General features: G+C 74.9%; 20 protein-coding genes. 11 read left to right on the top strand and 9 right to left on the bottom strand.

What is annotated here, in order from left to right:
* The first annotated feature begins 96 nt into the window (after positions 1 to 96).
* Together CO540_RS00765 and CO540_RS00760 are read left to right on the top strand one after the other, a co-directional pair.
* Positions 97 to 4,248 carry a SpoIIE family protein phosphatase gene (locus CO540_RS00765; protein WP_099160430.1) on the top strand — a complete coding sequence of 1,384 codons (4,152 nt, stop codon included), beginning with the start codon at positions 97 to 99 and terminating at the stop codon, positions 4,246 to 4,248.
* Positions 4,245 to 4,544: an STAS domain-containing protein gene (locus tag CO540_RS00760; RefSeq protein WP_091573851.1), complete on the top strand. Its 300-nt coding sequence runs from the start codon at positions 4,245 to 4,247 to the stop codon at positions 4,542 to 4,544. The genes CO540_RS00765 and CO540_RS00760 overlap by 4 nt, the downstream gene beginning before the upstream one ends.
* Before the next feature lie 94 nt (positions 4,545 to 4,638).
* Here CO540_RS00760 and CO540_RS00755 read toward each other — a convergent pair whose 3' ends face one another.
* A complete protein-coding gene (locus tag CO540_RS00755) occupies positions 4,639 to 5,379 on the bottom strand; it encodes an SDR family oxidoreductase (RefSeq protein WP_099160428.1) in 741 nt (246 codons plus the stop codon).
* A 125-nt stretch (positions 5,380 to 5,504) separates the two neighbouring features.
* On the opposite strand from CO540_RS00755, the gene CO540_RS00750 reads away from it, so the two are divergent.
* Positions 5,505 to 5,999 carry an Rrf2 family transcriptional regulator gene (locus CO540_RS00750; RefSeq protein ID WP_099160426.1) on the top strand — a complete coding sequence of 165 codons (495 nt, stop codon included), beginning with the start codon at positions 5,505 to 5,507 and terminating at the stop codon, positions 5,997 to 5,999.
* 90 nt (positions 6,000 to 6,089) lie between these two features.
* On the opposite strand, the gene CO540_RS00745 is transcribed toward CO540_RS00750, so the two are convergent.
* Together CO540_RS00745 and CO540_RS00740 are read right to left on the bottom strand one after the other, a co-directional pair.
* Entirely contained in the window at positions 6,090 to 6,971 is an 882-nt protein-coding gene (locus tag CO540_RS00745) for a universal stress protein (protein WP_099160424.1), read from the bottom strand.
* Between the two features lie 20 nt (positions 6,972 to 6,991).
* Entirely contained in the window at positions 6,992 to 9,556 is a 2,565-nt protein-coding gene (locus CO540_RS00740; protein ID WP_253866318.1) for a cation-transporting P-type ATPase, read from the bottom strand.
* 178 nt (positions 9,557 to 9,734) lie between these two features.
* Here CO540_RS00740 and CO540_RS00735 point away from each other — a divergent pair, with 178 nt between their 5' ends.
* The 3 genes from CO540_RS00735 to CO540_RS00725 are packed head-to-tail and all read left to right on the top strand — an operon-like array spanning position 9,735 to position 11,740.
* A complete protein-coding gene (locus CO540_RS00735) occupies positions 9,735 to 9,923 on the top strand; it encodes a ribonuclease (RefSeq protein WP_099164517.1) in 189 nt (62 codons plus the stop codon).
* A gap of 34 nt (positions 9,924 to 9,957) precedes the next feature.
* A complete protein-coding gene (locus CO540_RS00730; RefSeq protein ID WP_216642320.1) occupies positions 9,958 to 10,488 on the top strand; it encodes a hypothetical protein in 531 nt (176 codons plus the stop codon).
* 28 nt (positions 10,489 to 10,516) lie between these two features.
* Positions 10,517 to 11,740 carry an MFS transporter gene (locus CO540_RS00725; RefSeq protein ID WP_099160420.1) on the top strand — a complete coding sequence of 408 codons (1,224 nt, stop codon included), beginning with the start codon at positions 10,517 to 10,519 and terminating at the stop codon, positions 11,738 to 11,740.
* Here the strand turns inward: CO540_RS00725 and CO540_RS31160 are convergent.
* Positions 11,662 to 14,418: an AAA family ATPase gene (locus CO540_RS31160; RefSeq protein ID WP_099160419.1), complete on the bottom strand. Its 2,757-nt coding sequence runs from the start codon at positions 14,416 to 14,418 to the stop codon at positions 11,662 to 11,664. The two genes, CO540_RS00725 and CO540_RS31160, sit on opposite strands and share 79 nt — an antisense overlap.
* A 220-nt stretch (positions 14,419 to 14,638) precedes the next feature.
* Here CO540_RS31160 and CO540_RS00715 point away from each other — a divergent pair, with 220 nt between their 5' ends.
* On the top strand, positions 14,639 to 15,163 hold the full coding sequence (locus CO540_RS00715) for an RICIN domain-containing protein (protein WP_099160417.1): 525 nt from the start codon (positions 14,639 to 14,641) through the stop codon (positions 15,161 to 15,163).
* A gap of 51 nt (positions 15,164 to 15,214) precedes the next feature.
* On the opposite strand, the gene CO540_RS00710 is transcribed toward CO540_RS00715, so the two are convergent.
* Both CO540_RS00710 and CO540_RS00705 read right to left on the bottom strand, forming a co-directional pair.
* The gene (locus CO540_RS00710; RefSeq protein WP_099160415.1) at positions 15,215 to 17,392 is read right to left on the bottom strand and encodes a carbohydrate-binding module family 20 domain-containing protein; all 2,178 of its coding nucleotides are present in this window, start codon (positions 17,390 to 17,392) and stop codon (positions 15,215 to 15,217) included.
* Between the two features lie 247 nt (positions 17,393 to 17,639).
* Positions 17,640 to 18,386 (bottom strand): hypothetical protein, encoded by a 747-nt coding sequence (locus CO540_RS00705; protein WP_099160413.1) that lies wholly within the window; start codon positions 18,384 to 18,386, stop codon positions 17,640 to 17,642.
* A 134-nt stretch (positions 18,387 to 18,520) separates the two neighbouring features.
* Between CO540_RS00705 and CO540_RS00700 the strand changes: the two genes are divergently transcribed.
* Both CO540_RS00700 and CO540_RS00695 read left to right on the top strand, forming a co-directional pair.
* Positions 18,521 to 19,684 (top strand): sensor histidine kinase, encoded by a 1,164-nt coding sequence (locus CO540_RS00700; RefSeq protein WP_099160411.1) that lies wholly within the window; start codon positions 18,521 to 18,523, stop codon positions 19,682 to 19,684.
* Positions 19,663 to 20,373, top strand: a complete 711-nt coding sequence (locus CO540_RS00695) for a response regulator transcription factor (protein ID WP_172967767.1) — start codon at positions 19,663 to 19,665, stop codon at positions 20,371 to 20,373. The genes CO540_RS00700 and CO540_RS00695 overlap by 22 nt, the downstream gene beginning before the upstream one ends.
* A 54-nt stretch (positions 20,374 to 20,427) precedes the next feature.
* On the opposite strand, the gene CO540_RS30650 is transcribed toward CO540_RS00695, so the two are convergent.
* Positions 20,428 to 21,039 (bottom strand): hypothetical protein, encoded by a 612-nt coding sequence (locus CO540_RS30650; protein ID WP_253866312.1) that lies wholly within the window; start codon positions 21,037 to 21,039, stop codon positions 20,428 to 20,430.
* Between the two features lie 344 nt (positions 21,040 to 21,383).
* Between CO540_RS30650 and CO540_RS00685 the strand changes: the two genes are divergently transcribed.
* Positions 21,384 to 22,352, top strand: a complete 969-nt coding sequence (locus CO540_RS00685) for an AraC family transcriptional regulator (RefSeq protein WP_099160410.1) — start codon at positions 21,384 to 21,386, stop codon at positions 22,350 to 22,352.
* A 3-nt stretch (positions 22,353 to 22,355) separates the two neighbouring features.
* Here CO540_RS00685 and CO540_RS00680 read toward each other — a convergent pair whose 3' ends face one another.
* Positions 22,356 to 22,670, bottom strand: a complete 315-nt coding sequence (locus tag CO540_RS00680; RefSeq protein WP_099160408.1) for a hypothetical protein — start codon at positions 22,668 to 22,670, stop codon at positions 22,356 to 22,358.
* Between the two features lie 47 nt (positions 22,671 to 22,717).
* Positions 22,718 to 22,903, bottom strand: coding sequence for a hypothetical protein (locus CO540_RS00675; protein WP_098746479.1), 186 nt, complete (start codon positions 22,901 to 22,903; stop codon positions 22,718 to 22,720).
* 81 nt (positions 22,904 to 22,984) lie between these two features.
* On the opposite strand from CO540_RS00675, the gene CO540_RS00670 reads away from it, so the two are divergent.
* On the top strand, positions 22,985 to 23,614 hold the full coding sequence (locus CO540_RS00670; protein WP_099160406.1) for a TetR family transcriptional regulator: 630 nt from the start codon (positions 22,985 to 22,987) through the stop codon (positions 23,612 to 23,614).
* The last annotated feature ends 3 nt before the right edge of the window (positions 23,615 to 23,617 follow it).

Raw genomic sequence — 23,617 nt, 5'->3', positions numbered from 1 at the left:
ATGGCGGGGACCGTGCCGGGGCAAGAGCGGATCACGGGGGCCGCGGCGAGGCGACCCGGACGAGCAGGATCACGCGTAGTGAGGGAGACTCGGGCGATGACCGGCGCTGACACCGACCCGCGTACGCGTGCCGACGTGTTCGCCGTCGACGGCGAGATCGGTCCCGACCTGGCCCGGGTCGACTGGTCGGCGCACCCGCTCGGGCCGCCGGAGGAGTGGCCGCAGAGCCTGCGCACCGCGGTGCGGATCCTGCTGTCCTCCCGCTTCCCGATGTGGATGGCCTGGGGCCCCGAGCTGACCTTCTTCTGCAACGCCGCCTACCGCCGGGACACGCTGGGCCGCAAGTACCCGTGGGCGTTGGGCCGACCGGCCGACGAGGTGTGGGCGGAGATCTGGGACGACATCGGCCCCCGCATCGACACCGTGCTGCGCACCGGCGCGGCGACCTGGGACGAGGGGCTCCTGCTGTTCCTGGAGCGCGCCGGCTACCGCGAGGAGACCTACCACACGTTCTCCTACAGCCCCCTGCGCAACGACGACGGCACCCTGGTCGGCATGCTCTGCGTGGTCAGCGAGGACACCGAGCGGGTGATCGGCGAACGCCGGATGGCCACGCTGCGCGACCTCGGCTCCGACCCGAGCGTGGTCCGCACCGAGCAGGAGACGCTGGCCTTCGCCAACCGCCAGTTGGGGCGCAACCGGCAGGACCTGCCGTTCGCGCTGACGTACCTGTTCGGTGCCGACGGTGACGCGCGGCTGGTGGAGGCGACCGGCCTGGCCGCGGGCCACCCGGCGGCGCCGGCGGCGCTGTCGCCGGCCGACCCGGCGTCGGTCTGGCCGGTGCGGGCCCTGACCGAGGGTGAGGCGGTACGGGTACCGCTCGACGGCCCCGCCTTCGCCGACCTGCCCGCGGGCGCGTGGCCCGATCCGCCGACCGAGGCGCTGCTGGTGCCGCTGCGGCAGCAGGGCGCGGCGCCCTACGGGTTCCTCGTGGCCGGGCTGAACCGCTACCGGGCCCTGGACGACGGCTACCGCGGGTTCGTGGAGCTGGCCGCCGGCCACGTGGCGACCGGCATCGCCAGCGCCCGCAGCTACCAGGCGCAGCAGCGTCGGGCCGAGGAGCTGGCCGAGCTGGACCGGGCCAAGACCGCCTTCTTCTCCAACATCAGCCACGAGTTCCGCACCCCGCTGACCCTGATCATGGGGCCGGTGGACGAGCTGCGCGGCCTCATGCAGGACGCCGACCCGCGGATCCGCGAGGAGCTGGAGGTCGTCCGCCGCAACGGGCTGCGCCTGGGCCGGCTGGTCAACAGCCTGCTCGACTTCTCCCGGATCGAGGCCGGCCGGATGCAGGCCCGCTACGAACCGGTGGACCTGGCCGCGGTCACCGCCGACCTGGCCAGCGTCTTCCGCTCGGCGATCGAACGTGCCGGCCTGACCTTCGAGGTCGACTGCCCGCCCCTGCCCGGCCCGGTGCACATCGACCCGGGCATGTGGGAGAAGGTCGTGCTCAACCTGCTCAGCAACGCCCTGAAGTTCACCTTCGACGGCAGCGTGCGGGTGGAGCTGCGGGCGGAGGACGGGCAGGCCGTCCTGCGCGTGTCCGACACCGGCATCGGCGTCGCGGAGGACGAGCTTCCGCGCCTGTTCGAGCGCTTCCACCGGATCGAGAACGCCCGCTCCCGCTCCGACGAGGGCAGTGGAATCGGGTTGGCCCTGGTCAAGGAGCTGGTCGGGCTGCACGGTGGCACCATCACCGCCAGCAGCACCGTGCGGCAGGGCACCTGCTTCACGGTCCGACTGCCGTTCGGGGTCACCCACCTGCCCGCCGACGCGCTCGCGCCCGCGGGCACCGGCCGGGTCGCGGCGTCGGCCGAGCCGTTCGTGCAGGAGGCGTTGCGCTGGCTGCCCGGTGACCTCTCCGACATGACCCCGGGCGACGCGGCCCCGGTCGACGGGCCGGTCACGCCGCTGCCCGGCGGCGCGCCGGCCCGGATCCTGGTCGCCGACGACAACGCCGACATGCGTGAGTACCTGACCCGCCTGCTGCGCTCCGCCGGGCACCGGGTGGAGGCCGTCGCCGACGGTCAGGCGGCGCTGGAGGCCGCGCGTACCCGGACGCCGGACCTGGTGGTCAGCGACGTCATGATGCCCCGCCTCGACGGTCTGCAACTGGTCGCCGCGCTGCGTACCGATCCGCGCACCGCCGGCACTCCGGTGCTGCTGCTCTCCGCCCGCGCCGGGCAGGAGGCCTCCATCGAGGGGCTGGAGGCCGGCGCCGACGACTACCTGGTCAAGCCCTTCCCGGCGGCCGAGCTGCTGGCCCGGGTCCGGGCCAACGTGGAGCTGGCCCGGCTGCGCAACCACCACGCGCGCTGGCGCACCGCCCTGGTCGACTCGTTGCAGGAGGCGTTCTTCGTCTGCGACGAGGACGGCGCGGTGGTGGAGATCAACGCCGCGTTCACCGACATCCTCGGCTATGGACCCGAGGGACTCCCCTACCCCCCGGTGCAGCCGTGGTGGCCGGACCCGGAGGCCGAGCCGGAGGCGCACCGCCAGGTGGCGGCGGCGTTCTCGGTGCTGATCGGCCAGAACCAGGGCACCTACACCGTGCCGGTGACCCACCGTAACGGGCACCGGCTCTGGATCGCCGCCTCGTTCAACCAGGTCGACGACCCCGACACCGGCCGGCGGATGATCGTGGGCACGTTCCGCGACGTCACCGCCGAGCACTACGCGGTGCAGCGGGAGACCGCCCTCGCCGGGCTGGGCATGCGGCTGTCCCAGGCGGAGGACCTGCCCGACGCCCTGCACAGCGTCCTGGACGAGCTGCGCCGACTGTGGCGCGCCACCGGCGTGGTCACGGCCGTGTTCGGCGAGGCCCCGACCCCGGTCGTCACCGCCACCGACGCGGCGCTGCGCTGGGACTCGCTGCCGGACGCGCGTCGACAGGCTCTGGTCGCGCTGCGGGACACACCGCTGCTGACCCCGGTGGCGACACGGACGCACGGCGCCGGCATCGCGGTCGAGCACCCGGACGGCACCATGGCGATCTGGATCGACCTGGGCGAGAAGCGGCCCTTCACCGAACAGGACCAGACGCTGCTGGCGCTACTCGCCGGCCACATCGGTCAGGGCCTGCACCGGGTGCACCAGATCGACCAGCAGCGTGAGACCGCACTGGCCCTGCAGCGGGCGATCCTCGGCCCGGCGCAACTGCCGGCCGGCTTCGCCGTGCGCTACTCCCCCGCCACGCTCCCGCTCAAGGTCGGCGGCGACTGGTACGACACCGTCGAACTGCCGGACGGCCGGATCGCGATCGTGGTCGGCGACTGCGTCGGCCACGGCCTGCGGGCCGCCACGGTGATGGGGCAGTTGCGCAGCGCCTGCCGGGCCCTGCTGCTGCAGGACGCCAGCCCCGCCCAGGCGCTGGCGGCCCTGGACCGGTTCGCCGCGCTGCTGCCCGGGGCGTCCTGCGCCACGGTCTTCTGCGGCGTGCTCGACCCGGCCACCGGGCGGTTGCGCTACTCCAGCGCGGGGCACCCGCCGGCCATCGTGGTGCGCCCCGACGGCACCTCACAACTGCTCGACCAGGGCCGGTCCCGGCCGCTGGCCGTCCGCCCGGGACTCGAACGCCCCGAGGCCGAGGCCACCGTGCCGGCCCGGGCCACCCTCATGCTCTACACCGACGGCCTGGTGGAGCGCCGGCGCCAGCCGCTGACCGTCGGCATCGCCCATGCCACCGCCGCGATCCAGCAGGGCCGCGGCACCCCGGTCGAGGACCTCGCCACCGAGGTGATGGACCAGCTCACCCCGGAAGGCGGGTACGCCGACGACGTGGCTCTGCTGCTCTACCGTCACCCCGGCCCACTGGAGCTGGACTTCCCGGCCGAGTCGTCCCGGCTGGCCGAGGTGCGCACCGCGTTGCGCGGGTGGCTGGACCGGTGCGGGCTGGCCCCCGCCAGCGCCTACAACGTGCTGGTGGCCGCCGGCGAGGCATGCGCCAACGCCATCGAACACGGCCACCGGGACAGCCCCGGCGGCCGGATCCGGTTGCGCGCCGCCGCCACCGCGGACGCCCTGCGCCTGAGCGTCACCGACAGCGGCCACTGGCGCGACCAGAACCGGCCGGCCGACCCGCACCGTGGGCGGGGTCTCGTGCTCATGCGCGCGTTGATGGACACCATCACGGTCACCCCCGGAGCCGGCGGCACCACCGTCCACATGCAGGCAAGGATCATCCGATGAGCACGGCCCTCACCCTCACCACCGGCAGCCGGCCCGACGGCACCCGCGTGCTGACCGCCGTGGGCGAGATCGACATGAGCAACGCGGCCTCGTTCGCCGACGCGCTCGGCGACGCGGTTCGGCCCGACGGGGATCCCCTCGTCGTGGACCTCACCGGCGTGGAGTATCTCGACAGCGCGGGGCTGGCCGCGCTGTTCCCCCACGCGGAGCGGATCGCGCTGATCGCCGGCCCGCTGCTGGAGCCCCTCCTGACCATCTCCGGGCTGGCCGACCTCACCACCGTCAAGAGCGGCTGACCGAGCCGCCCACCTGGGCCGGGCGGGCGGCGTACCGGCGCGTCCGGCGCCGCCGTCCCGGCGAGGTGGAGCGGCCCCGTGCCCGGCTCGGCGGTCAGCGGGACGAGCGCAGCCAGTCCGCGTAGTGGGTGGGCGCGAGTCGGGCGTCCGGGCCCGGGACGAGGACGTCGCCGTCGACGGCGGCGAACATGCCGGCCGAGTCGTCGACCACCACGTTCCGGTCGTCGTGCCGCGCGGCCAGGGTGACCCGGCCCAGCTCGTCGAGGGTGAAGGCGTCCGGGCCGCCGACGTTGCGGATGGCGTTGAGCGGCGCGCCGGTGGCGACGTCGACGACCGCGGCGACCACGTCGGCGGCGGCCATCGGCTGCACCGGGGTGGCCGGCAGCCGCACCGTGCTGTCGTCGGAGGTCCAGGACAGGATCGCGTCGACGAACTCGAAGAACTGGGTGGCGCGCACGACCGACCAGGGGGTTCCGCTGTCCCGGAGCAGTTCCTCCTGCAGCGTCTTCGCCCGGTAGTAGTCCAGCTGCGGCACCTGGTCGACGCCGACGATCGACAGCACCACCTGGTGACCGACGCCGGCGCGCTGCCCGGCGGCGAGCAGGTTGCCCATCGAGGTGCGGAAGAACTCCAGCGACGCCTCGTCGAAGGTCGGCGAGTTCGCCACGTTGACCACGACCTCCGCCCCGGACAGCACCTCGTCCAGCCCCTTGCCGCTGATCAGGTCGACGCCGGTCGAGAGCGCCGCGGGCACGGCGTCGTGCCCGGCCTCGGACAGTTCGCGGACCACCTGCGACCCGATCAGACCGGTGCCACCGATGACGACGATCTTCATGGTTCCCGCCTTTCCCGACGTGGCTCAAGCACGACGGATTCCCGTTCGAGGAGGCCTCAAACTCGGACACGTTATATCCGGGATATTAGTCGGATAGAGTTTGTCCGAGTCAAGGGGGTGGGCGGGTGAAGCTGTCCGGTGGGGTCGAGTGGGCCCTGCACTGCTGCGTGGTGCTGACCACGGCCGCGCAGCCGGTGCCGGCCGCGCGGCTGGCGGAGCTGCACGACGTCTCCGGCAGCTACCTGGCCAAGCAGTTGCAGGCGCTCTCCCGCGCCGGCCTGGTGACCTCCGTGCAGGGCAAGGCCGGCGGATACGTGCTCACCCGGGCGGCGGAGCAGATCACCGTGCTCGACGTGGTGACCGCCGTCGACGGCGCCCAGCCCGCGTTCGTCTGCACCGAGATCCGCCAGCGCGGGCCGCTGGCGAGCCCACCCGAGGCCTGCACCCGGCCGTGCGCCATCGCCCGGGCCATGGCCGACGCCGACGCCGCCTGGCGCGACGCGCTGCGCGCGGTGTCCGTGGCCGACCTGGCCCGCAGCGTGGACGAGGACTACGGGCCGGCCACGCTCGCCGGCGTACGCGCCTGGCTGGGCGGGCCGGACGACGCCGGCCGGGGCTGACCGCGTACCTCGGATCGCCTGGCCGGCGACCACCGCGAGCAGGCGCAGCTTCCCGTGGCGATGCGGCGCTGAGATCCCCCGTCGAGGCGGCTACCCGGCGTGCCGCGCGATCACCAACGGGGCGTGCGCGTGGTGCAGCACCGCGTGGCTGACCGAACCGAGCAGCAGCCCGGCCAACGCGCCCCGACCGTGCGCGCCGACCACCACCAGCTGCGCCGAGGCCGACTGCTCCACCAGCACCCGCGCCGGGGCGCCGCGCACCGACCGCTGCCGCACCTCGACGTCCGGGTAACGCTCCGACCAGCCGGCGACGGCCTCGGCGAGGATCCGCCGCGACTCCTCGGCCAGCGCCTCGGGGTCGTAGACCAGGGGCACGATGTCGCCCGGCCCGATCGGGGTCGGGTACAGCCAGGCGTGCACCACGACCAGCGGCGCGCCCCGGCGGGCGGCCTCCTCGTACGCGAACCCCACCGCGACGCCGGAGTGCGCCGAACCGTCCACGCCCACCACGACCGGGCCGTCCGCCCGCGCCTCGCCGCGCGTCACCAGCACCGGACAGTGGGCGCGGGCGGACACCTGGAGGGTGACCGACCCGATCAGCAGGCCGGCGAAACCGCCCAGGCCACGATGGCCGAGCACCATCAGCGTCGCGCGCCGTGACTCCGCCACCAGCACCGCCGCCGGCGCGCCGTCGACCACCACGCCGGTGACCGGCACGTCCGGCGCGACCTTGCCGGCCTCGGCGACCGCCTCGGCGACGCACCGCTCGGCCTGGTTGCGCAGCCCGGCTCCGGCGGGCGCACCGGGCGCCGGGGTGAGCGGCGCCCGGGTCAGCGGCCAGATGAACGCGTGCACCACCCGCAGCGGCCGGTGCCGGAAGGCCGCCTCGCGGGCGGCCACCCGCACCGCGTCCAGGGCGGTGGCGGAGCCGTCCACCCCGACCACGACGGGGTCCGCGGAATGGATCGTCATGACAACCTCCTTCACGATCGTCAACCGGACCGGCGGGTCAGCCGCAGCAGCAGCCCGGGCAGGACACCCACCGCGGCGCAGCCGAGCAGGTCGGGGAGGGCCAGCGGCGCGGTGCCGAGCAGATCGCGCAGCGGCGGCAGCAGCACGCCGGCCACCTGGAGCGCGGCGGAGACGGCGACCGCGAGCGGCAGCGCGCGGTTGCGGTCCGACGAACCCGGCGAGCGGGTCGCGCGGACGGCCAGCGCCACGCCGAGCTGGGACAGGCCGAGCACCACGAAGACCACCGACTGCCACGGCCGGTCCGCGTACGCGGCCGCCACCCCGGCGCCGAGCGCCGCCGCGGCGATCAGCGCGCCGGTGACGAGCACGTCACGGCCCAGCCCGCCGCCGAGCACCGACTCCTGGGGCGAGCGCGGGTGGCGTCGCAACGTGCCCGGCTCCGCCGGCTCGGCACCCAGCGCCACCCCGGGCACACCGTGGGTGAGCAGGTTGATCCAGAGAATCTGCGCCGGCAGCAACGGCACGGGCAGTCCCAGAAGCGGGCCGAGAAGCATCACCGCGATCTCGGCCACTCCGCCGGCGAGGGCGTAGCGCAGGAACCGACGGATGTTGTCGTAGATCCGGCGGCCCTCGCCGATCGCCGTCGCCACCGTGGTCAGGTCGTCGTCGACCAGCACCAGGTCGGCGGCCTGTCGGGCCACCTCGGTGCCGCCCCCCATCGCCACGCCGATGTCCGCGCGCCGCAGCGCCGGGGCGTCGTTGACGCCGTCACCGGTCATCGCCACGACGTGTCCGCGCGACTGCAGACCGGCGATGATGTCGAGCTTCTGCTCCGGCTGGGTCCGCGCGTACACCCGGGTGTCGGGATGGGCCCGGCCCGGGTCGCCGTCGTCGCCGTTGGCCAGCGGGTCGCCGTCGGTCCAGAGCCCGAGCCGGCCGCCGATCGCCGCGGCGGTCGCCGGGTGGTCTCCGGTGATCAGCACCAGCCGGATCCCGGCCTCCTCGAAGCCCGCGGCGATGCCCGGCGCCTGGACACGCAGTGGGTCACCCACCCCGACCAGGCCCAGCGGTCGCAGGCCGGTCGGGCGGGCCGGGTCGGGAGGGGTGTCGACCACGGCGGAGGCCACCGCCAGCACCCGCAGCCCCTCGGCGGCGAGCCGGCGCGCGGACTCCGTCAGCTCGGCCAGCTCCTCGGCGTCGGCGTCGGTCAACGGCGTGGTCAGCACGTTCTCGGGCGCACCCTTGCACACCACCAGGTACCGCCCGTCGCCGCGGCGGTGCACCGTGGTCATCCGGCGCAGCTCCTGGTCGAAGGGGTGCTCCGCCACCCGGGGCCACGCGTCGCGGGTGGTCTCCGGGTCGACCCCGCACCGGGCCGCGAACGCGACCAGCGCCGCCTCCAGCGGGTCGCCGATCGCGGACCACTCCGGCCGGTCGTCGGTCGGTGGCGTCAGCGTGGCGTCGTTGCAGAGCAGCCCCGCGCGGGCCAGCCGGCGCAGCTCGTCCGGCGCGTCCACCGGCTCGTCCCGGTGGCGCACCTCGCCGTGGGGGGCGTAGCCGGTGCCGGTGACGGCGTACCGGGCACGACCGGCGGTGACCGCCTGCTGCACCGCCATCCGGCCCTCGGTGAGCGTGCCGGTCTTGTCCGAGGCGATCACGGTGACCGAGCCGAGCGTCTCCACCGCGTGCAGGCGTCGCGGGATGGCCCGGCTGCCGGCCATCCGGCGGGCGCCCAGGGCGAGCGCGAGCGTGACCACGGCGGGCAGCGACTCCGGGACGGCCGCCACCACGAGACTCACCGCGGTGACCGCCATCTGCGCGACCGGCCGCCCGTCGAGCACGCCGAGGGCGAAGACCAACGCGGAGAGGACCACCGCGGTCAGGCCGAGGACCCGTCCGAGCGAGGCCAGCCGGCGTTGCAGCGGGGTGGGCGCCGGCCGGGTGGCGGCGACCAGTGCGCTGATCCGGCCCAGCGCGCTGGACGCGCCCGTCCGCAGCACGGTGCCGGTGGCCCGGCCGGTGGTCACCACGGTGCCCGCGCTCGCCTCCTCGCCGGCCGACCGCCCGACCGGCACCGACTCGCCGGTCAGCGCCGACTCGTCCAGGCTGAGCCGGGCCGCGTCGGTGAGGCGCAGGTCGGCGGGCACGACGTCACCGGCCTCCAGCCGGACGAGATCGTCGCGGACCAGCGCCGCGGCGGGCAGCACGAGGTCACGGCCGTCGCGGACCACCCGCGCGGTCGGCGCGGCGAGCCGGTCCAGGGCCGCCACCGCCCGGTCGGCGCGGATCTCCTGAACCACGCCGATCGCGGTGTTGATCAGGACGACCAGCACGATCACCGCGGTGTCGGGGTAGTCGCGAAGCAGGGTGGTCACCACGGCGGCGGCCAGCAGGAGCGCCACCAGCGGGTCGGTGAGTTGGCGCAACACGCGGCCGGCCGGTCCACGACGGCGCGGCGGGGCGACCGTGTTCGGCCCCTCGGCGCGCAGCCGGGCCGCGGCCCGGGTGGAGGTGAGCCCGGCCGCCGGCGGCGGGATCGGGGAGGTCGCGGTGGTCGTCACTGTGCCCGGCCCGCCGTTGCTCACCCGCATCACCCTCACGTCGTTCCGTGCCCCGCGCGTCGGCGCCCTCCCAGCCTGGCCCTCGCGGCGTCGGACCGTCAGGGGCCGAGCGCCCCGGGACCCGGGACCAATGGCCCCCGAGCGATGAACCCCGGCCGGCCCGGGCCGGTTTGTGCCGGCGCACCGGGGGCACTGGGCGGTCATGACGGAACCCGAGCAGTTCGGACGGCAGCAGGAGGACCCGCTGGAGACCGGGCGGGTGTTCCAGGACGCCGAGGGACGGCGCACCACCGACCCGGCCGAGGGGGAGGCGAACGCCACCCACGACGCCGACCGCAACGCCGCACACCTGGCCCACGGCGAGGTCGGCCCGGGCGTACCGGAGGAGTAGCGGCGGCGGTCACCTGTCAATGTACTGTTGACAGGTGACTCCGGAGCTGACCCGCCTGTCCGAGGTCGCCGCGGCCCGGGCCCGGCTCGACGAGCGGGAGCTGGAGTTGATCGACCGGGCCCGGCACGACGGGGCCACCTGGGCCGAGATCGCCGGCGCGTTGGGCCTGAGCAGCCGGCAGGCCGCCGAGCAGCGCCGGCAGCGTCTCGTGGCGGCGCGCCGGTCGCGGCAGGCGCGGCGGGACCGGGCCTGCGCCCCCGACGTCGCGGCGGTGCGGGCCGCCGTGTCCGACCTGCACCGGTGGATCGAGGCGGACCGGGGGTGGGACGGCCGTTTCCGCCGAGCGCCGCTGGTCCGGCGCACCACCGTCACGGCCCTCGACGCCGCCGCCCCGGGTTCGCTGTACGCGCTCGCCGCGTACCTCGTCGGCGACCTGACCGACGTCGGGCCGCGACTGCCGGCCCCGCCCGTGAGGCGACCCGCCGCCTCGCGGCGGCGCTGTCAACGCATCGTTGACGTTGCTCCACAGCATTGCCAGTGGATGACTCAACGCCGGACGATATGAGCCTTCTCCGCTCAACCCTGGAGGGCTCGTGCGTCGCAACGCCGTCCTGTTCGTGGCCATCTCCCTGCTGTCCGGCCTCGGCAGCAGCGCCATGGCCCTGGTCGCCGGCATCTGGATCCTCGACCTGACCGGCTCCACCGGCCTGGCCGCGCTCGCCGGGCTCTGCGTCTACGCCCCGGTGCTGGCCGGGCCGTGGCTCGGCGGGCTGCTCGACCGGGCGCCCCGGCGACCGCTGGTCATCGGGGTGAACCTCGCGCTGGCCGCCGTCCTGCTCAGCCTGCTCACCGTCCGAAGCCCGGACCAGGCCTGGCTGATCTTCGTCGTCTCGCTCGCGTACGGCGTCGGGTACGTGCTGATCGACGCCGGTGAGACCGCGCTGCTGCCGGCGGCGCTGGACCCCGCGCGCCTGGCCGACGTCAACGGCTGGCGCTCCAGCGCCCAGGAGGGCACGAAGCTGATCGCGCCGCTGCTGGGGGCCGGGCTGTACGCCTGGCGGGGCGGGCACCCGGTCGCCGTGTTCAGCGCCGCGACGCCGGTGCTCGTCGCCGCGCTCTACGCGGCCCTGCGGTTGCGCCGGACGCCGGCGCCCGCACGGACGGGCGAGCCCCGGCCCGGCCTGCGGGCCGGGCTCGCCGTTCTTCTCCGGCGGCGGGCGGTACGCGTACCGGTCGCGCTCGCCGCGGTGTCGATCGCGATGTCCGGCTTCACCACCGCGCCGCTCTACGCCGTGGTCGTGACCGAGCTGGCCCTGCCGTCGACGTTCCTCGGCGTGCTGGCCGGCGCCCAGGGCGCCGGTTCCGTGCTCGCCGGGCTGGCCGTCGGCCGGCTCGTCTGCCGTTGGGGCGAGGTCGGGGTGGGGATCGCCGGCACCGCCCTCTTCGCCGCCGGCTGCCTGGGTCGGTGCCTGCCCTGGTGGCCGGCCACGGTCGCCGCCTCGGTGGCGATCGGCGTGGGTCTGCCCTGGACGCTGGTCGCCGCCGTCACCGCCGTGCAGACGCACACTCCGGCGGCGGTGCTCGGGCGGGTGTCCGGCACCGCGAACACGGCGATGTTCGGACCGATCACGCTGGCCATCCCGCTCGGCTCGGCGGCCGTCCACGTCGGCGGTCGTCCCCCGCTGCTCGCCGCCGCGGCGGCCTGCCTGACCGCCGCGCTGGTGGCGACGGTCCGTCGTCAGTCCGGTTCGGACGTCGACCGGCGGGACAGGTGGCGGATCAGCTCCGGACGCGAGCGCAGCCGCAGCTTCCGGTAGACGTTGCCGAGGTGGTACTCGACGGTCTTGGGAGACAGGAAGATCCGGGTCGCGATCTCCCGGTTGGTCAGCCCCTCCGCGACGTGCAGGGCGATCTGCCGCTCCTGGCTGGTCAACCGGTCGACGGTCCGGTCGTCGCGGGCCGGCGCGCCCCGGCCGGTCGCGTCGATCTCCACGCGGCACCGCCGGGCCCACCCCTGCGCGCCGGCCGCCTCGAACAGCCGCAGCGCGGCGTGCAGCTGGACCCGGGCGTCCCGTCGCCGCTTCGCCCGGCGCAGCCGCTGGCCGTAGCAGAGCAGCGTGCGGGCCCGCTCCAGCGGGACGACCGTCGGGTCGCACCGCGCCAGCACCGCCGGGAAGACGACGTCCAGGTCCGGCTCGGCGGCGAGCAGGCCGGCGACCCGGGCCGTGGCGGCCGGGCCGCCGTCCGGCAGGTCCCGAAGCCGTTCCGGGCGGGACAACCAGGCGTACGCCTCGGCCAGCTCGCCGGCGACCGGCAGCCAGCCCGGCGCGGTGATCCCGCCCCGCGCCTGGGCGGACCGGATCCACTCCAGGTCGGTCACGGCCTCCTCCCACCGCGCCGCGACGACCGACATCATCGCGGCGGCGTACCGGAGCCGGGCCTCGACCTCCCCGAACTCCGCCGGCAGCAACCGCCGCGCGTCGTCGATGTGCGTCCGCGCCTCCGACTCGTCCCCGAGCAGCGCCTCCACCAGGGCGAGGGTGGCCAGCGCCTCCGCCCGCAGCAGCGGCAGGGCCACCTGCTCGGCGATGCCGACCGCCTCGGTCGCGGCCCGGTACGCGTCGTGCAACGCGCCGGCGCGCCAGCGGAGTTCGGCGAGCCGCGGCAGGGCGTAGGCCAGCAGGAACACGTCGTCGGCCGCGCGCGCCCGGTCGATCTCCGGCTCCAGCAGCGCCCGCGCGGCGTCCAGGTCACCGAGCCAGCAGAACACCTGCGCGAGTTCCGCGGCCGAGCAGTCGGCGTGGCCCGCGCAGGCCGCGACGCAGTCGCGGGCCGACCCGGCCCCCTCCGGCCGGCCGGCCAGCACCTGCGCGGCGGCCAGCCGGATCGCCCCCTTCGGCCAGGGCGTGCCCGGCGCGGTTCCGGCCAGTTCCACGATGCGCTCGCAGAACGGCAGCATGCCGGTGACGTCGAGTCGCGCCCAGAACTGGTTGACCCCGGCGCTCATCATCTTGGCCGCGCCGAGCGGGTCGGTGCGCGCGCACTCCTCCGCCTCGGCCAGGTACGCGTCGTCCACCACGGTCAGGTCGCCGTGCTGCTGGGCGAGATGGGCGAGCAACGGCGTCATCCGGCACCGCAGGTCGACCCGCCGGGTGAGTCCGAGCGCCTCCTCCCCGAGCGCCACGGCGTGCCGGCTCGCGCCCGCGTTCGTCCAGGCCCGGGCGGCCCCGATCAGGCGCCCCGCCCGGACGTCCGGGTCCGGGGTGAGGCGGGCCGAGCGCTCGTACGCCCGCGCCTCGGCCACCACACCACCGCGACGCTGTGCCCGCTCGGCCGACCCGGCCAGCAGCGCGGCGACCCGCTCGTCCGGGCCGGTCGTCGCGGCGGCGAGGTGCCAGGCCCGGCGGTCGGCCGTCTCCGGGCCGGTCAGCACCGAGGCGATCGCCAGGTGCGCCGACCGGCGTCGCCCGGGTCCGGCCGCCGAGTGCACCGCCGCCCGCATCAGGGGGTGGCGGAACGTCACCTCCCGGGTCGTGACCCGGATCAGACCGGCGTCCACGGCGCGGTCGAGCGCGTCCAGGCCCAGCCCGTCCACCGTCAGCACCTGGTCCAGCAGCGCCAGCCCGGGGGTCTCGGCCACGGCGCAGACGACCAGGGCCCGCCACGTCGCCTCGGGCAGGTCGCGGGCGTGCGCCAGGACGCTCGTCCGGATCCGGTCGGCCAGCACCAGCGGTTGCTCCAGCGGCAGCCAGCCGTGCCGGCGTTCCTCGGCCAGCGTCACCGGCAGCTCGACCAGGGCGAGCGGGTTGCCGGCGGTGGCGACCGCGAGTTCGGTGGCGACCCGCCGGTCCAGCCCCGCGCGCATGGCGAGCCGCACGGCGGCCTCCGGCGCCAGGCCGGTCAGCGGCAGCTCCGGCACGCCGCGCCCGTCGAACCCGGGCACGTCGCGGGTGGCGAAGACGATCGCGACGCGGTCCGCGAGCAGCCGCCGCGCGGTGAACAGCAGCGCCTCGGCCGAGGCCGGGTCGATCCAGTGCGCGTCGTCGACCAGGCAGAGCACGGGCGTCGCCTCGGCGGCCGCGGTGAGCAGGGTCAGCGTCGCCACGTACGCGGCCAGCCGGTTGACCGCGCGGGACCCGCCGTCGACGGCGAACACGGTACGCAGCGCGTCGGCCTGCTGGGCCGGCAGGCCGTCCAGCCGGTCGAGCAGCGGGCGGGCGAGTTCGTGCAGCGCGGAGAACGGCAGGTCGGCCTCGAACGGCACCCCGGTGGCGCGCAGCACCCGCATCCCGTCGGCCCGCTCGGCGCAGTGGTCCAGCAGGGCCGTCTTGCCGACGCCCGCCGCGCCCCGGACGACCAGCGCTCCCCCACGACCGTCGCTCGCGTCGGCCAGCAACGCGGCCAGGCGGCGGCACTCGTCGGTCCGCCCGAGAAGGCCCTCCCGCCCGTCCCGGGCCGTGCCGTCGGCGAGGGTCGGAACCGTCGCACCACCCATGGAGGCACGCTAACGCTGATCCGTTCCGGACCGGCGGGGCCGACGCGAACCCGACATCCCCGTGCCGGGACCCGCGTCGACTAGGAGGTTCCCGGATCCGGGCGCGTCCCGCGCTCCCTAGCGTCTGCACCAGCCGGGGACGAGCACCGACGGGGACCGTCCCGGGGTGCGCCGGTCCCGGCGAGGGAAGGCGAGGTCCGATCCGATGGGAGACGCAACGATGATCAGAAACAGAGTCGGCGGGGCGGTGGCGGCGAGCCTGCTGGCCGCCGGGCTGGGCGCCGCGGCGCTCGGGCAGCCGGCGCAGGCGGCGGGCGGCCACTACCAGATCGTCAACTACGGCAGCGGGAAGTGCCTGGAGGTGGACCGGTACGGCGCCCCGTCGTCGCTGGGCGGGCTCGTCGTGCAGCGGACCTGCGACGGGCAGGCCGTGCAGCGCTGGTCCCCGGTGGGTCAGAGCACCTACACGTTCGTCAACCAGTCCAGCGGCATGTGCCTCGACGTCCGCAACGGCGTGAACGCCGACGGCACGCCGTTGCAGCAGTGGGCCTGCACCGGGACGACCAGCATGAAGTGGACGGTCAACCCGAACTCGTTCAGCGGGGTGCACCAGGTCAGGTCGCAGATCGGCGGCCGGTGCCTGGACGTGCGCGGCGGCTCCTCCGCCGACGGCGCGACCGTCCAGATCTACCACTGCACCGGGTTCGGCAACCCGGCCCAGGTCTGGTCGTTCGTGCCGGCGTGACCGCCGGACGCGGCCCGTCCCCGGGAGTCGGGGACGGGCCGCCGTCGGCGCTCAGCGCCAGGTGTCGGTGGCGGTGCGCGTGCCGCCGCCCGGTGTGGTGAAGGTCCGGTTCGCGCCGGACTCCCAGGTCACCGAACCGTCCGGGTTCCGCTTCACGTACTTGTACTCGACCGCCGTGTTCGGCGGCAGCTCGACCGTCGCCCGCCACACCGGGTAGGCGGCCGGGGAGAGCGGGACCGCCGCGGCCGGGTTCCACCCGCCCAGCGCCGGGACGTTGCCGACGACGAAGACGTTCTGGCCGTACGCGGTGGTGGCGGTGACGGCGAACGTGGCGGCCACCGTCGAGGTGACGGTGTCACCCCGGAACGTCTCGGTCACCGCGTAGGTGCCGGCGGCCGGGGTGGTGAGGGTCCGGTTGGAGCCGGACTCCCAGGTGACCGCCCCACCGGTGGTCACCTTGACGAACTTGTACTCCACGGTGGCCGACCGGGGCAGGTCGACGCTGGCGCGGTAGCTGCCGCCGCCCTGCGCGGCCAGCTTCACGGCGTTCGCCGGCGACCACGAGCCCAGCTCGGGGACGTTGCCCACGACGTACACGTCCTGGCCGGCCGCCGGGGTCGCGGCGACCGTGAACGTGGTGGCGACCCGGTCGGTGGGGTTGCCGGTCGGCGAGGCGGTCGGGGACGCGGTCGGCGACGGGTTCGTGCCCGGCCGGGCCCCCACGTGGATCGCGACGGCGTCGTTGGCCGGGACGGTCACGGTGGCCCGGCCGCCGGAGACGGTCACCGTGCCTCCGGTGCAGCCGGTGGCGGTGGCGACGCCCGAGATGACGTCGCAGTACCGGCCGTCGGCCAGGCCGGTGGTGAAGGTGGCGGTGGTGGCGGAACCGGAGTCGTTGATGCCGATCCAGGCCCGGTCACCCCGGTGGAAGCCGATCACGTTGCTGGTCACCGTGGTGAAGTCGGAGACGGTCTTCACCGGGCGGGCGGCGTTCGCCCAGCCGACCATGCCCTTGATGCCGGTGGTGCGGCTCAGGCAGGTCCAGGCGGCGCCGCAGACCGTGTCGGTGACCCGGCCGGTGCCGTCGTGCGGCGGTGACTGGTTGCGGTCGGTCCAGGTGAAGCTGTCGTAGACCGAGGGCCTGCCGTGCGGGTGGGCCAGCCCGAAGTAGGTGGCGAGCACGTAGTCGGTGCCGTTCTTGTAGGACAGCACCACCCCGTCGCGCTCCAGGTCGTGGTTGGTGACCATGGCGAAGACGTTGGCGCTCGGCGCGTCGAGGTTCCAGTTGGCCACGTTGGCCAGCGCGGCGATGGAGCCCTGGAAGGCCGAGCGGATGCCCTTGGCGTACGCGAAGTCCAGCACGTCGCCGTTGCCGGTGAACGCCCGGGCCTGCAGGGCCGGGTTGCTGGCGCCGTCGAAGATCTCCTGGGCCACGTACGGGCGTCTGCCCTCGGCGACGGTGTTGTTCAGCTTGCCGAGGATCGCGGCGAAGTCATCCTTGCGGACGTGTTTGACCGCGTCGACCCGGAAGCCGTCGACGCCGAGCCCGATCAGGTCGTTCAGGTAGCCGGCGATCGTGTTCCGGACCGCTTCCTTCTCGGTGTAGAGGTCGGACAGGGACAGCAGCTCGCAGCTGGTCACCTGGGCCTCGTTGTTCCAGTCGCTGATGCCCCCGCCGGTCGGGCAGTTGTCCCCGGGGCGGTGGAAGTCGCCGCTGCCGTAGGGCACGGCCGGGTAGCTGTAGCCGGAGAACTCGGTCCCGGCGTACCCGCGCGTGCCGGCCGGGTTGTTGGTGCCGGCCATGTGGTTGACCACGGCGTCGACGTAGACCCGCACGCCGGCGGCGTGGCAGGCGCTGACCATGGCGGCGAACTGCTGTCGGTTGCCGAACCGGCTGTCCAACCTGTACGACACCGGCTGGTAGACCTCGAACCAGGGGTGCACGCCGTCGGGGCTGCTCGGCAGGCTGACCGACTCCTGCGGCGGCGCCACCTGGACCGCGCCGTAACCGGCGGGGCCGAGGTGGTCGGTGCAGGCGGCGGAGACCGAGGCCCAGTTCCATTCCCAGAGGTTGGCGGTCACCTCACTGTCGTTGAGGACGGTGGCGGCGCGGGCGGGGGCGGCGGTGGTGGCAGCCGTGACGACCGCCGAGCCGCCGGCCGCGACCAGCGCGGCGGCGAGCATCAGGCGGCCGGCACGGCCACGGGGGTGTGGCCTGGCGGATTCCATGGCAGGGGGACCTCTTCCGTGCTCGACGGGGGTGCGCGGAGGTGGACGGCCGTCCGGGTAGCGAACACCATGCGGGATCCATGAAAGTCTTTGCAATACCTTGCGGCAAAGTTTTCGAAACCGGCTGGCAACACCTATGCCGCAACATCCCCCTCGACCAGCGGAGATCCCTTCTCGACGGACGCCGACGACGCGGGCAGCGCTCCCACGGCGCGGGACGACCGGACACTCTTCCTGGGAAGACCGGTCAGGTCGAGCAAGAACTTCCAGGGTCAGCGGTCGATCCGATTGCCCGCATCCGTTGCGGTCCCCCAGCCCGGGTGGCGCGACGTCGCAGGGCGACGGCGCCGACCGCGTTGAGGGACACGCCCCACAGCAGCGCCGCGGTCACCCACCACGCCCATCGCGGGCCACCCGGCGCCGCGCCGAGCAGCCCCTGCAGAGCCCCGTACGGCGTGAGCCGGTCGCGGGCCGTGCCCAGCGGCGTGAGCAACGCGTACGCCCCGAGCGGCAGCACGATCGTGGCCGGGCAGGCCCACCCCGGCCGGGCGATCAGCAGTCCCAGCCCGGTGCCGACGAGCTGCGCGAGCACCTGCACCAGCACGCCCGCCACGGCGAGCCCGCCGACGTGCGCCCACGGGTCGGACGCGGTGGACCCGGACGTGGCCAGTGCGGCGACGAAGAGCGCGTCGCCGGCCAGCCCCGCGGCCACCGCGATCAGCGTCGCCGCGGCGAGCGTGGGCAGCACCGGGGCGCCGGGCGCCCGGCGGAGGTCGTGGGCGAGCAGGACACCGACGAACGGCAGCGGGACGGAGACGAACGCGTGCACCGTCTCGGCGAACGTCGCGGCGGTGCGCTCGGCGGGCGGGAGCCCGGCCAGAAGCGCGGCGGTGGCGAGGATCCCGGTTCCGACCGTCACCAGCAGAAGGAGCCGGCGTCCCCGGCTGCCGGCTGCACGCCGCAGCGCACCGGTGGTCGTCTCGTGCAGGTCCACGTGGGCCTCCCCCTCGTCCGGTCGACCCGACCGAGGATCGCCGTCGCACGGGTGCCCGGGCACGAGCCGGAGGACCGACCCGCACCCCTACTTTGGTAGCTGGCGTCGCCACCCGTACCGCCTAGGCTGCCGGCATGGCCGCCGCGCTGTTCGCCCTGCTCGTGCCGGACCCGACCGGCGACCGGGTGACCGCGCGGCACCGCCTCGCCGACACCGTGGCGGTCACCGTGGCGCTGGGTTACGGCCTGACCATGCTGCGGATCGGTGACGCGACCGCGCCCGGCGCGGCGATCCCGTGGCCGGTCGACGTGCTGATCGGCGTGCTCTGCGCCGTCCCGCTGCTGCTCCGGCGACGCCGGCCGGTGCCCGTGCTGCTCGCGCTGCTGCCGTTCGGCGCGATCTCGGTGACCGCGACCGGGCCGATCCTGGTCGCGCTGTTCACCGCGGCGGTCCGCCACCGGGCCCGGCTGCTGTTCACCCTGGGCGCGGCGCACGTCGGCACCGGTGTGGTCTACTTCCTGCTCCAGCACGACCCGCCGTACCCGGTCTGGGTGGACGTGGTGATGCGCGCGGTGACCGGCGTCGCGGCGATCGGCTGGGGCCAGTTCGTGCAGGCCTACCGGCGGCTGACCGAGTCGCTGCGCGCGCACGCCGCGCGGTTGCAGGCCGAGCAGCACCTGCGCGTCGACCAGGCGCGGCTGACCGAACGGGCCCGGATCGCCCGGGAGATGCACGACGTGCTGGCGCACCGGATGTCGTTGATCAGCCTGCACGCGGGCGCGCTGGAGGTACGCACCGACGCCCGGCCCGAGGAGATCGCGATCGCGGCCGGCGCGATCCGGTCCAGCGCCCACGAGGCCCTCGAGGAACTGCGGGCCGTGGTCGGCGTCGCGGACCGGCCGGAGCCGCCGCAGCCCGGCTTCGCCGACGTGCCGGACCTGGTGGCCGGCGCCCGCGCGGCGGGGATGCGGGTCGACTACGCCGACGAGGTGACGGGTGACGAGCCGCCGACGGCGCTGGGACGGACGGTCTACCGGATCACGCAGGAGGCGCTGACCAACGCCCGCCGGCACGGCAGCGACGCCAGCGCGGCGGTCCGGCTGGCCGGCCGACCGGGCGACGGACTGCGCGTCGTGGTGGTCAATCCGTCGTCGCCGACGGGCGGACGCGCCGGCCGGCCGGGTGGGATGGGACTGGTCGGCATCGGCGAGCGGGTGGCGCTGGCCGGCGGGCGGGTGAGCCACGGCGCGGAGGGCGGGCAGTACCGGCTGGAGGCGTGGCTGCCGTGGCCGACGTGAAGGGACCGCCCGCCGCCGGGCCGGATCGCGGCCGGCGGCCGATCCGGCTGGCCGTGGTCGACGACGACCCGCTGGTCCGGGCCGGGTTGCGCATCCTGGTCGGCGGGTCGCCCGACATCGAGGTGGTCGCGGAAGCGGCCGATGGCGCGCAGGCCGTGTCGATGGTCCACGCGCACTGGCCGGACGTGATCCTCATGGACGTCCGGATGCCCCGCGTCGACGGGCTGGTCGCCACCCGCCGGATCCGCTCCCGGCCGGGCGCACCGGAGATCATCGTGCTGACCACGTTCAACGCCGACGAGTACGTGCTCGACGCGCTCCGCGGCGGCGCGTGCGGCTTCCTGCTCAAGGACACCCCGCCGCGGGAGATCCTCGCCGCCGTCCGTACCGTCGCCGCGGGTGCGGCGATCCTGTCGCCCGCGGTCGTCCGTCGGCTGATCGACCACGTCGCGGACCCGGTCGCGGGAACCCGCCGGGCACGCGCGCGGGAGCGGCTGGCCGCCCTCACCGACCGGGAACGGGACGTGGCGGTGCTCGTCGGTCAGGGCGGGTCGAACGCCGAGATCGCCGCCGGGCTGGGCATGGGCGTGCCGACGGTGAAGGGGCACGTGTCGCGGCTGCTGGCCAAGCTGGGCCTGAACAACCGGGTGCAGATCGCCCTGCTCGTGCACGACGCCGAGCTGCTCTGAGCGTCGTCCGGCCGCACGGGTCGACGGTCGCCGGGCAACCACGGCGGCCGGTGGTCAGTAGCGGCTCCGGGGCAGCCAGCCCAGGAAGCGCGCCCGGGCCTCGGCGACCGGCATGGTGGGCAGGTCCTCGGCGGCGGCGACCAGACACGTGCCGAGGTAGACGGCCAGACCCGCGGTGGTCCCGCCGAACTCGACCAGCAACTGGCTCTGCTTGGTCGGACAGGGCCACTCCGCCGCGCACCCGGTGCACCGCCAGTCCGGCGGCAGCGGCAGGTGCGCGGGCGGCGCGGCGACCACATAGCGGCGGGACGCGTCGTTGCGACTGCGCGGTTCCCGGTGCGGCGTGTGCGGACCGGCGGGAGGGGTGTGCGACAGCCGGGGACGGGCCCGGGTGAGCATCGCGCCGACACGGACCAGCACGTCCGGTCCCAGCCGCTGCGCGAGCACCGCGGTCAGCAGGTGGTGCCCGAGCGCGTCGAACTCCTCCGGTGTCCACCCCAGTCGCCGGCACAGTTCGGCCAGCGGTCGGCCGTCCGCGGCGGCAGTCCCGCGCAGGGCCTCGTGCAGCGTCTCCCGCAGCGCCACCCCGAGGGCCGTCTCGTGGCCGTCGAACCGACCGCCACCGCCGGCGGCGCCGTCGAGACGCCGCATTGACTCCGCGGCCACCACCCACGCCACTCTTCGTGCCTCGGACCCGTCCACCCGCGCCCCCTGTCGACCGCACCCGGTACGCCCCAGGCACCGACCCTTCCCGATCACGCGGGCCGGGACTACGTCCGACAGCGAAAGGACGTGACGACACCTGGTCGCTGAACGAAAGTCCTATCAATGGGATCTGCGTTAGGCGCAATTCCCGTTGGGGAAATGGCATCGGGAGAACGCGAAGCGCAGTACCATCCAGGACTCACAAAGGACATTCGGCGGCGGCGCAGTTCGGTCGCAATCCCGCATTCCCTCCATCGCGGGTGAAGGACTCCCACTTACGGCATCGAGTTCGCCAAGGGGACGCTGTGAGGCTCGAATCGACCGTCAGCCACCACTTCGACAGCCGGGACCCGGAGCACATCCACCGCTATCTCACCGAGGCGTACGGCACCCGGGGCATGCGCATCGACAGCGACGAGCGCCGCTACCGGCTGAGCCACCGCCGGCTGCACGCCGGGCCGATCCGCGTCGACCGGGTCGTGCAGTCCACCGACCTCCGGGTGGAGGTCGCGGAGATCGAGTCCCTGGTCGTCTGCGAGAGCACGACGAGCACGGTCACCCGTAGCTGCGACGGGGAGGAGAGCCGTTACCGGCCCGGTGACGTGTTCCTGAACGCCCGGCCCGGTCGCCCGTACCGGGTCCGGTGGCAGCCCGGCGAGGTGGTGCTGTGCCAGCTCGACCGGCAACTGTTCGACCAGATCGCGTCCCCCGCCCCGGGACGGCGGCCGTCGCCGGTCCGGTTCACCGGGCTGGAGCCGGGCTCGGCCGTCCTCGCCGACCACTGGCGGGCCACCGCCCACTACGTTCGTCTCGCGGTGTTGAGCAATCCCGAGGCCAGTCGCCAGCCGCTGGTCCTCGGGGCGGCGGCACGGACCCTCGCCGCCGCCGCCCTCGCCGTCTTTCCCAACACCGCGCTGACCGAGCCGACCGGCCCGGACCGGCGCGACGCCGTCGCGCCGGTCCTGCGCCGCGCGATCTCCTTCATGGAGGAACACGCCCACCGGGACATCGGTCCCGCCGACGTGGCGGCGGCCGCGGCGGTGTCCGTCCGATCGCTGCAACTGGCCTTCCGGCGGCACCTGGACAGCACCCCGATGGCCCACCTGCGGCAGATCCGGCTGGAACGTGCCCATCATGACCTGCGGCTCGGCGACCCGCAGCACGACACGGTGAATCGGATCGCCACCCGGTGGGGCTTCCTCAGCCACAGCCGGTTCACCGCCCACTACCGGTCCGTCTTCGGCATCCCGCCGAGCCGGACGCTGCACAGCTGAGGGTCAGCCCCCGAACTGCCAGCTCAGCCCGTCACCACCGAGCCGGACGAGCAGCAGGACGATCCAGACCAGCAGGTCGAGCACGCCCAGGGTGACGCCGAGGCGCCCACCGATCCGGCCGAAGCGTCCGCCGGCGGGATTCCGCGCCGCCCGCAGGCCCAGCACGATGGCGATCGGGCCGAAGAGCACGTTGAACACGAACAGGCCGGCGCCGCCCAGCATGAGGGCGGCCGAGGCACGGCCGTCGAGACGCGGCGTGTTCCCGGCGGAGCGGCGGGGCGCGGTGTGGATCGGCCGTTCCCGGCTGGCGACGGACATGGGTGTCTCCCTTCGCGGAGGAGCGGGGTTCGCCCGGTGCGGCCCGATCAGCCCTCGCGGGCGCGGCGGCGGGCCAGCAGGCCGCTGCCGCGGGTCAGGACCCCGACACCGCCCGCCACCAGCGCGGCCGCGACCAGGCAGAGCAGCGGCCGGTCGGAGAAGGCGGCGGTGCCGAGCGTCAGGGCGGCCAGCCAGAGCGCGGCCATCAGGGCGAGCATCGGATCGACCTCCACATCGGATTGGTGAACACTTGTTCACTCGGTGCCCAGGCTAGGGGAACGAAAACGTCGGTGCACAGGTGTTTACTGAGTGACGTGTCCCATAGCCGATCCGCGCGCAAGGAACTCACCCGGCAGGCGCTCCTGGACGCCGCCGTGCACCTCCTCGCCGACCAGGGCCTGAGCAGCCTCAGCCTGCGCGAGGTGACCCGGGCGGCGGGCATCGTGCCGGCCGCGTTCTACCGCCACTTCGCCGACATCGGGCAGCTCGGGGTCGCCCTGGTGGAGCAGTCCCTGGGCGGCACGCGCGACGCCGAGCGGATGGTCCGCATCGGACTGACCGGCAGCGATGAGCTGATCGAGCAGTCGATGGCCGTCCTGTTCGAGGAGGTCCGGCGCCACCCGGAGCGGCACCGGTTCATCGCCCGGGAGCGGTACGGCGGCGTCGCCGTGGTGCGCCGCGCCATCGAGGAGCAGCTTCGGCGCGGCGCCGACGAACTCGCCGCCGACCTCGTCTCCGGCGACCTGGACGCCGCCGCCTACCTGCGCGACTGGCCGGCCGAGGACGTCCGGATGGCCACCACGCTCTTCGTCGACCACATGTGGCAGACCGCCGCCGCCCTGCTCGACGTGGTGGACGACCCGCGGGCCATGGCGGACCTGCGCGACCGCGCGACCCGGCAACTCCGCCTCGTCGTGGCCGGGTGCGAACACTGGCGCGGCTGACCG

The sequence above is a fragment of the Micromonospora sp. WMMA2032 genome (genome assembly GCF_002688545.1).
In the GTDB taxonomy this organism is placed as follows: Bacteria; Actinomycetota; Actinomycetes; order Mycobacteriales; family Micromonosporaceae; genus Micromonospora; species Micromonospora sediminicola.
Note: the sequence above shows the minus strand (reverse complement) of the source record. Positions and strands in the feature narration are given on the sequence as shown.

Excerpts from the sequence above, each read along its gene's own strand:
- CO540_RS00710 (WP_099160415.1), bottom strand. The coding sequence starts at position 17,392 with ATGGAATCCGCCAGGCCACACCCCCGTGGCCGTGCCGGCCGCCTGATG.
- CO540_RS00745 (WP_099160424.1), bottom strand. The coding sequence starts at position 6,971 with ATGACGATCCATTCCGCGGACCCCGTCGTGGTCGGGGTGGACGGCTCC.
- CO540_RS00755 (WP_099160428.1), bottom strand. The coding sequence starts at position 5,379 with ATGAAGATCGTCGTCATCGGTGGCACCGGTCTGATCGGGTCGCAGGTG.
- CO540_RS00700 (WP_099160411.1), top strand. The coding sequence starts at position 18,521 with ATGGCCGCCGCGCTGTTCGCCCTGCTCGTGCCGGACCCGACCGGCGAC.
- CO540_RS00680 (WP_099160408.1), bottom strand. The coding sequence starts at position 22,670 with ATGTCCGTCGCCAGCCGGGAACGGCCGATCCACACCGCGCCCCGCCGC.
- CO540_RS31160 (WP_099160419.1), bottom strand. The coding sequence starts at position 14,418 with ATGGGTGGTGCGACGGTTCCGACCCTCGCCGACGGCACGGCCCGGGAC.
- CO540_RS00715 (WP_099160417.1), top strand. The coding sequence starts at position 14,639 with ATGATCAGAAACAGAGTCGGCGGGGCGGTGGCGGCGAGCCTGCTGGCC.
- CO540_RS00760 (WP_091573851.1), top strand. The coding sequence starts at position 4,245 with ATGAGCACGGCCCTCACCCTCACCACCGGCAGCCGGCCCGACGGCACC.
- CO540_RS00735 (WP_099164517.1), top strand. The coding sequence starts at position 9,735 with ATGACGGAACCCGAGCAGTTCGGACGGCAGCAGGAGGACCCGCTGGAG.
- CO540_RS00765 (WP_099160430.1), top strand. The coding sequence starts at position 97 with ATGACCGGCGCTGACACCGACCCGCGTACGCGTGCCGACGTGTTCGCC.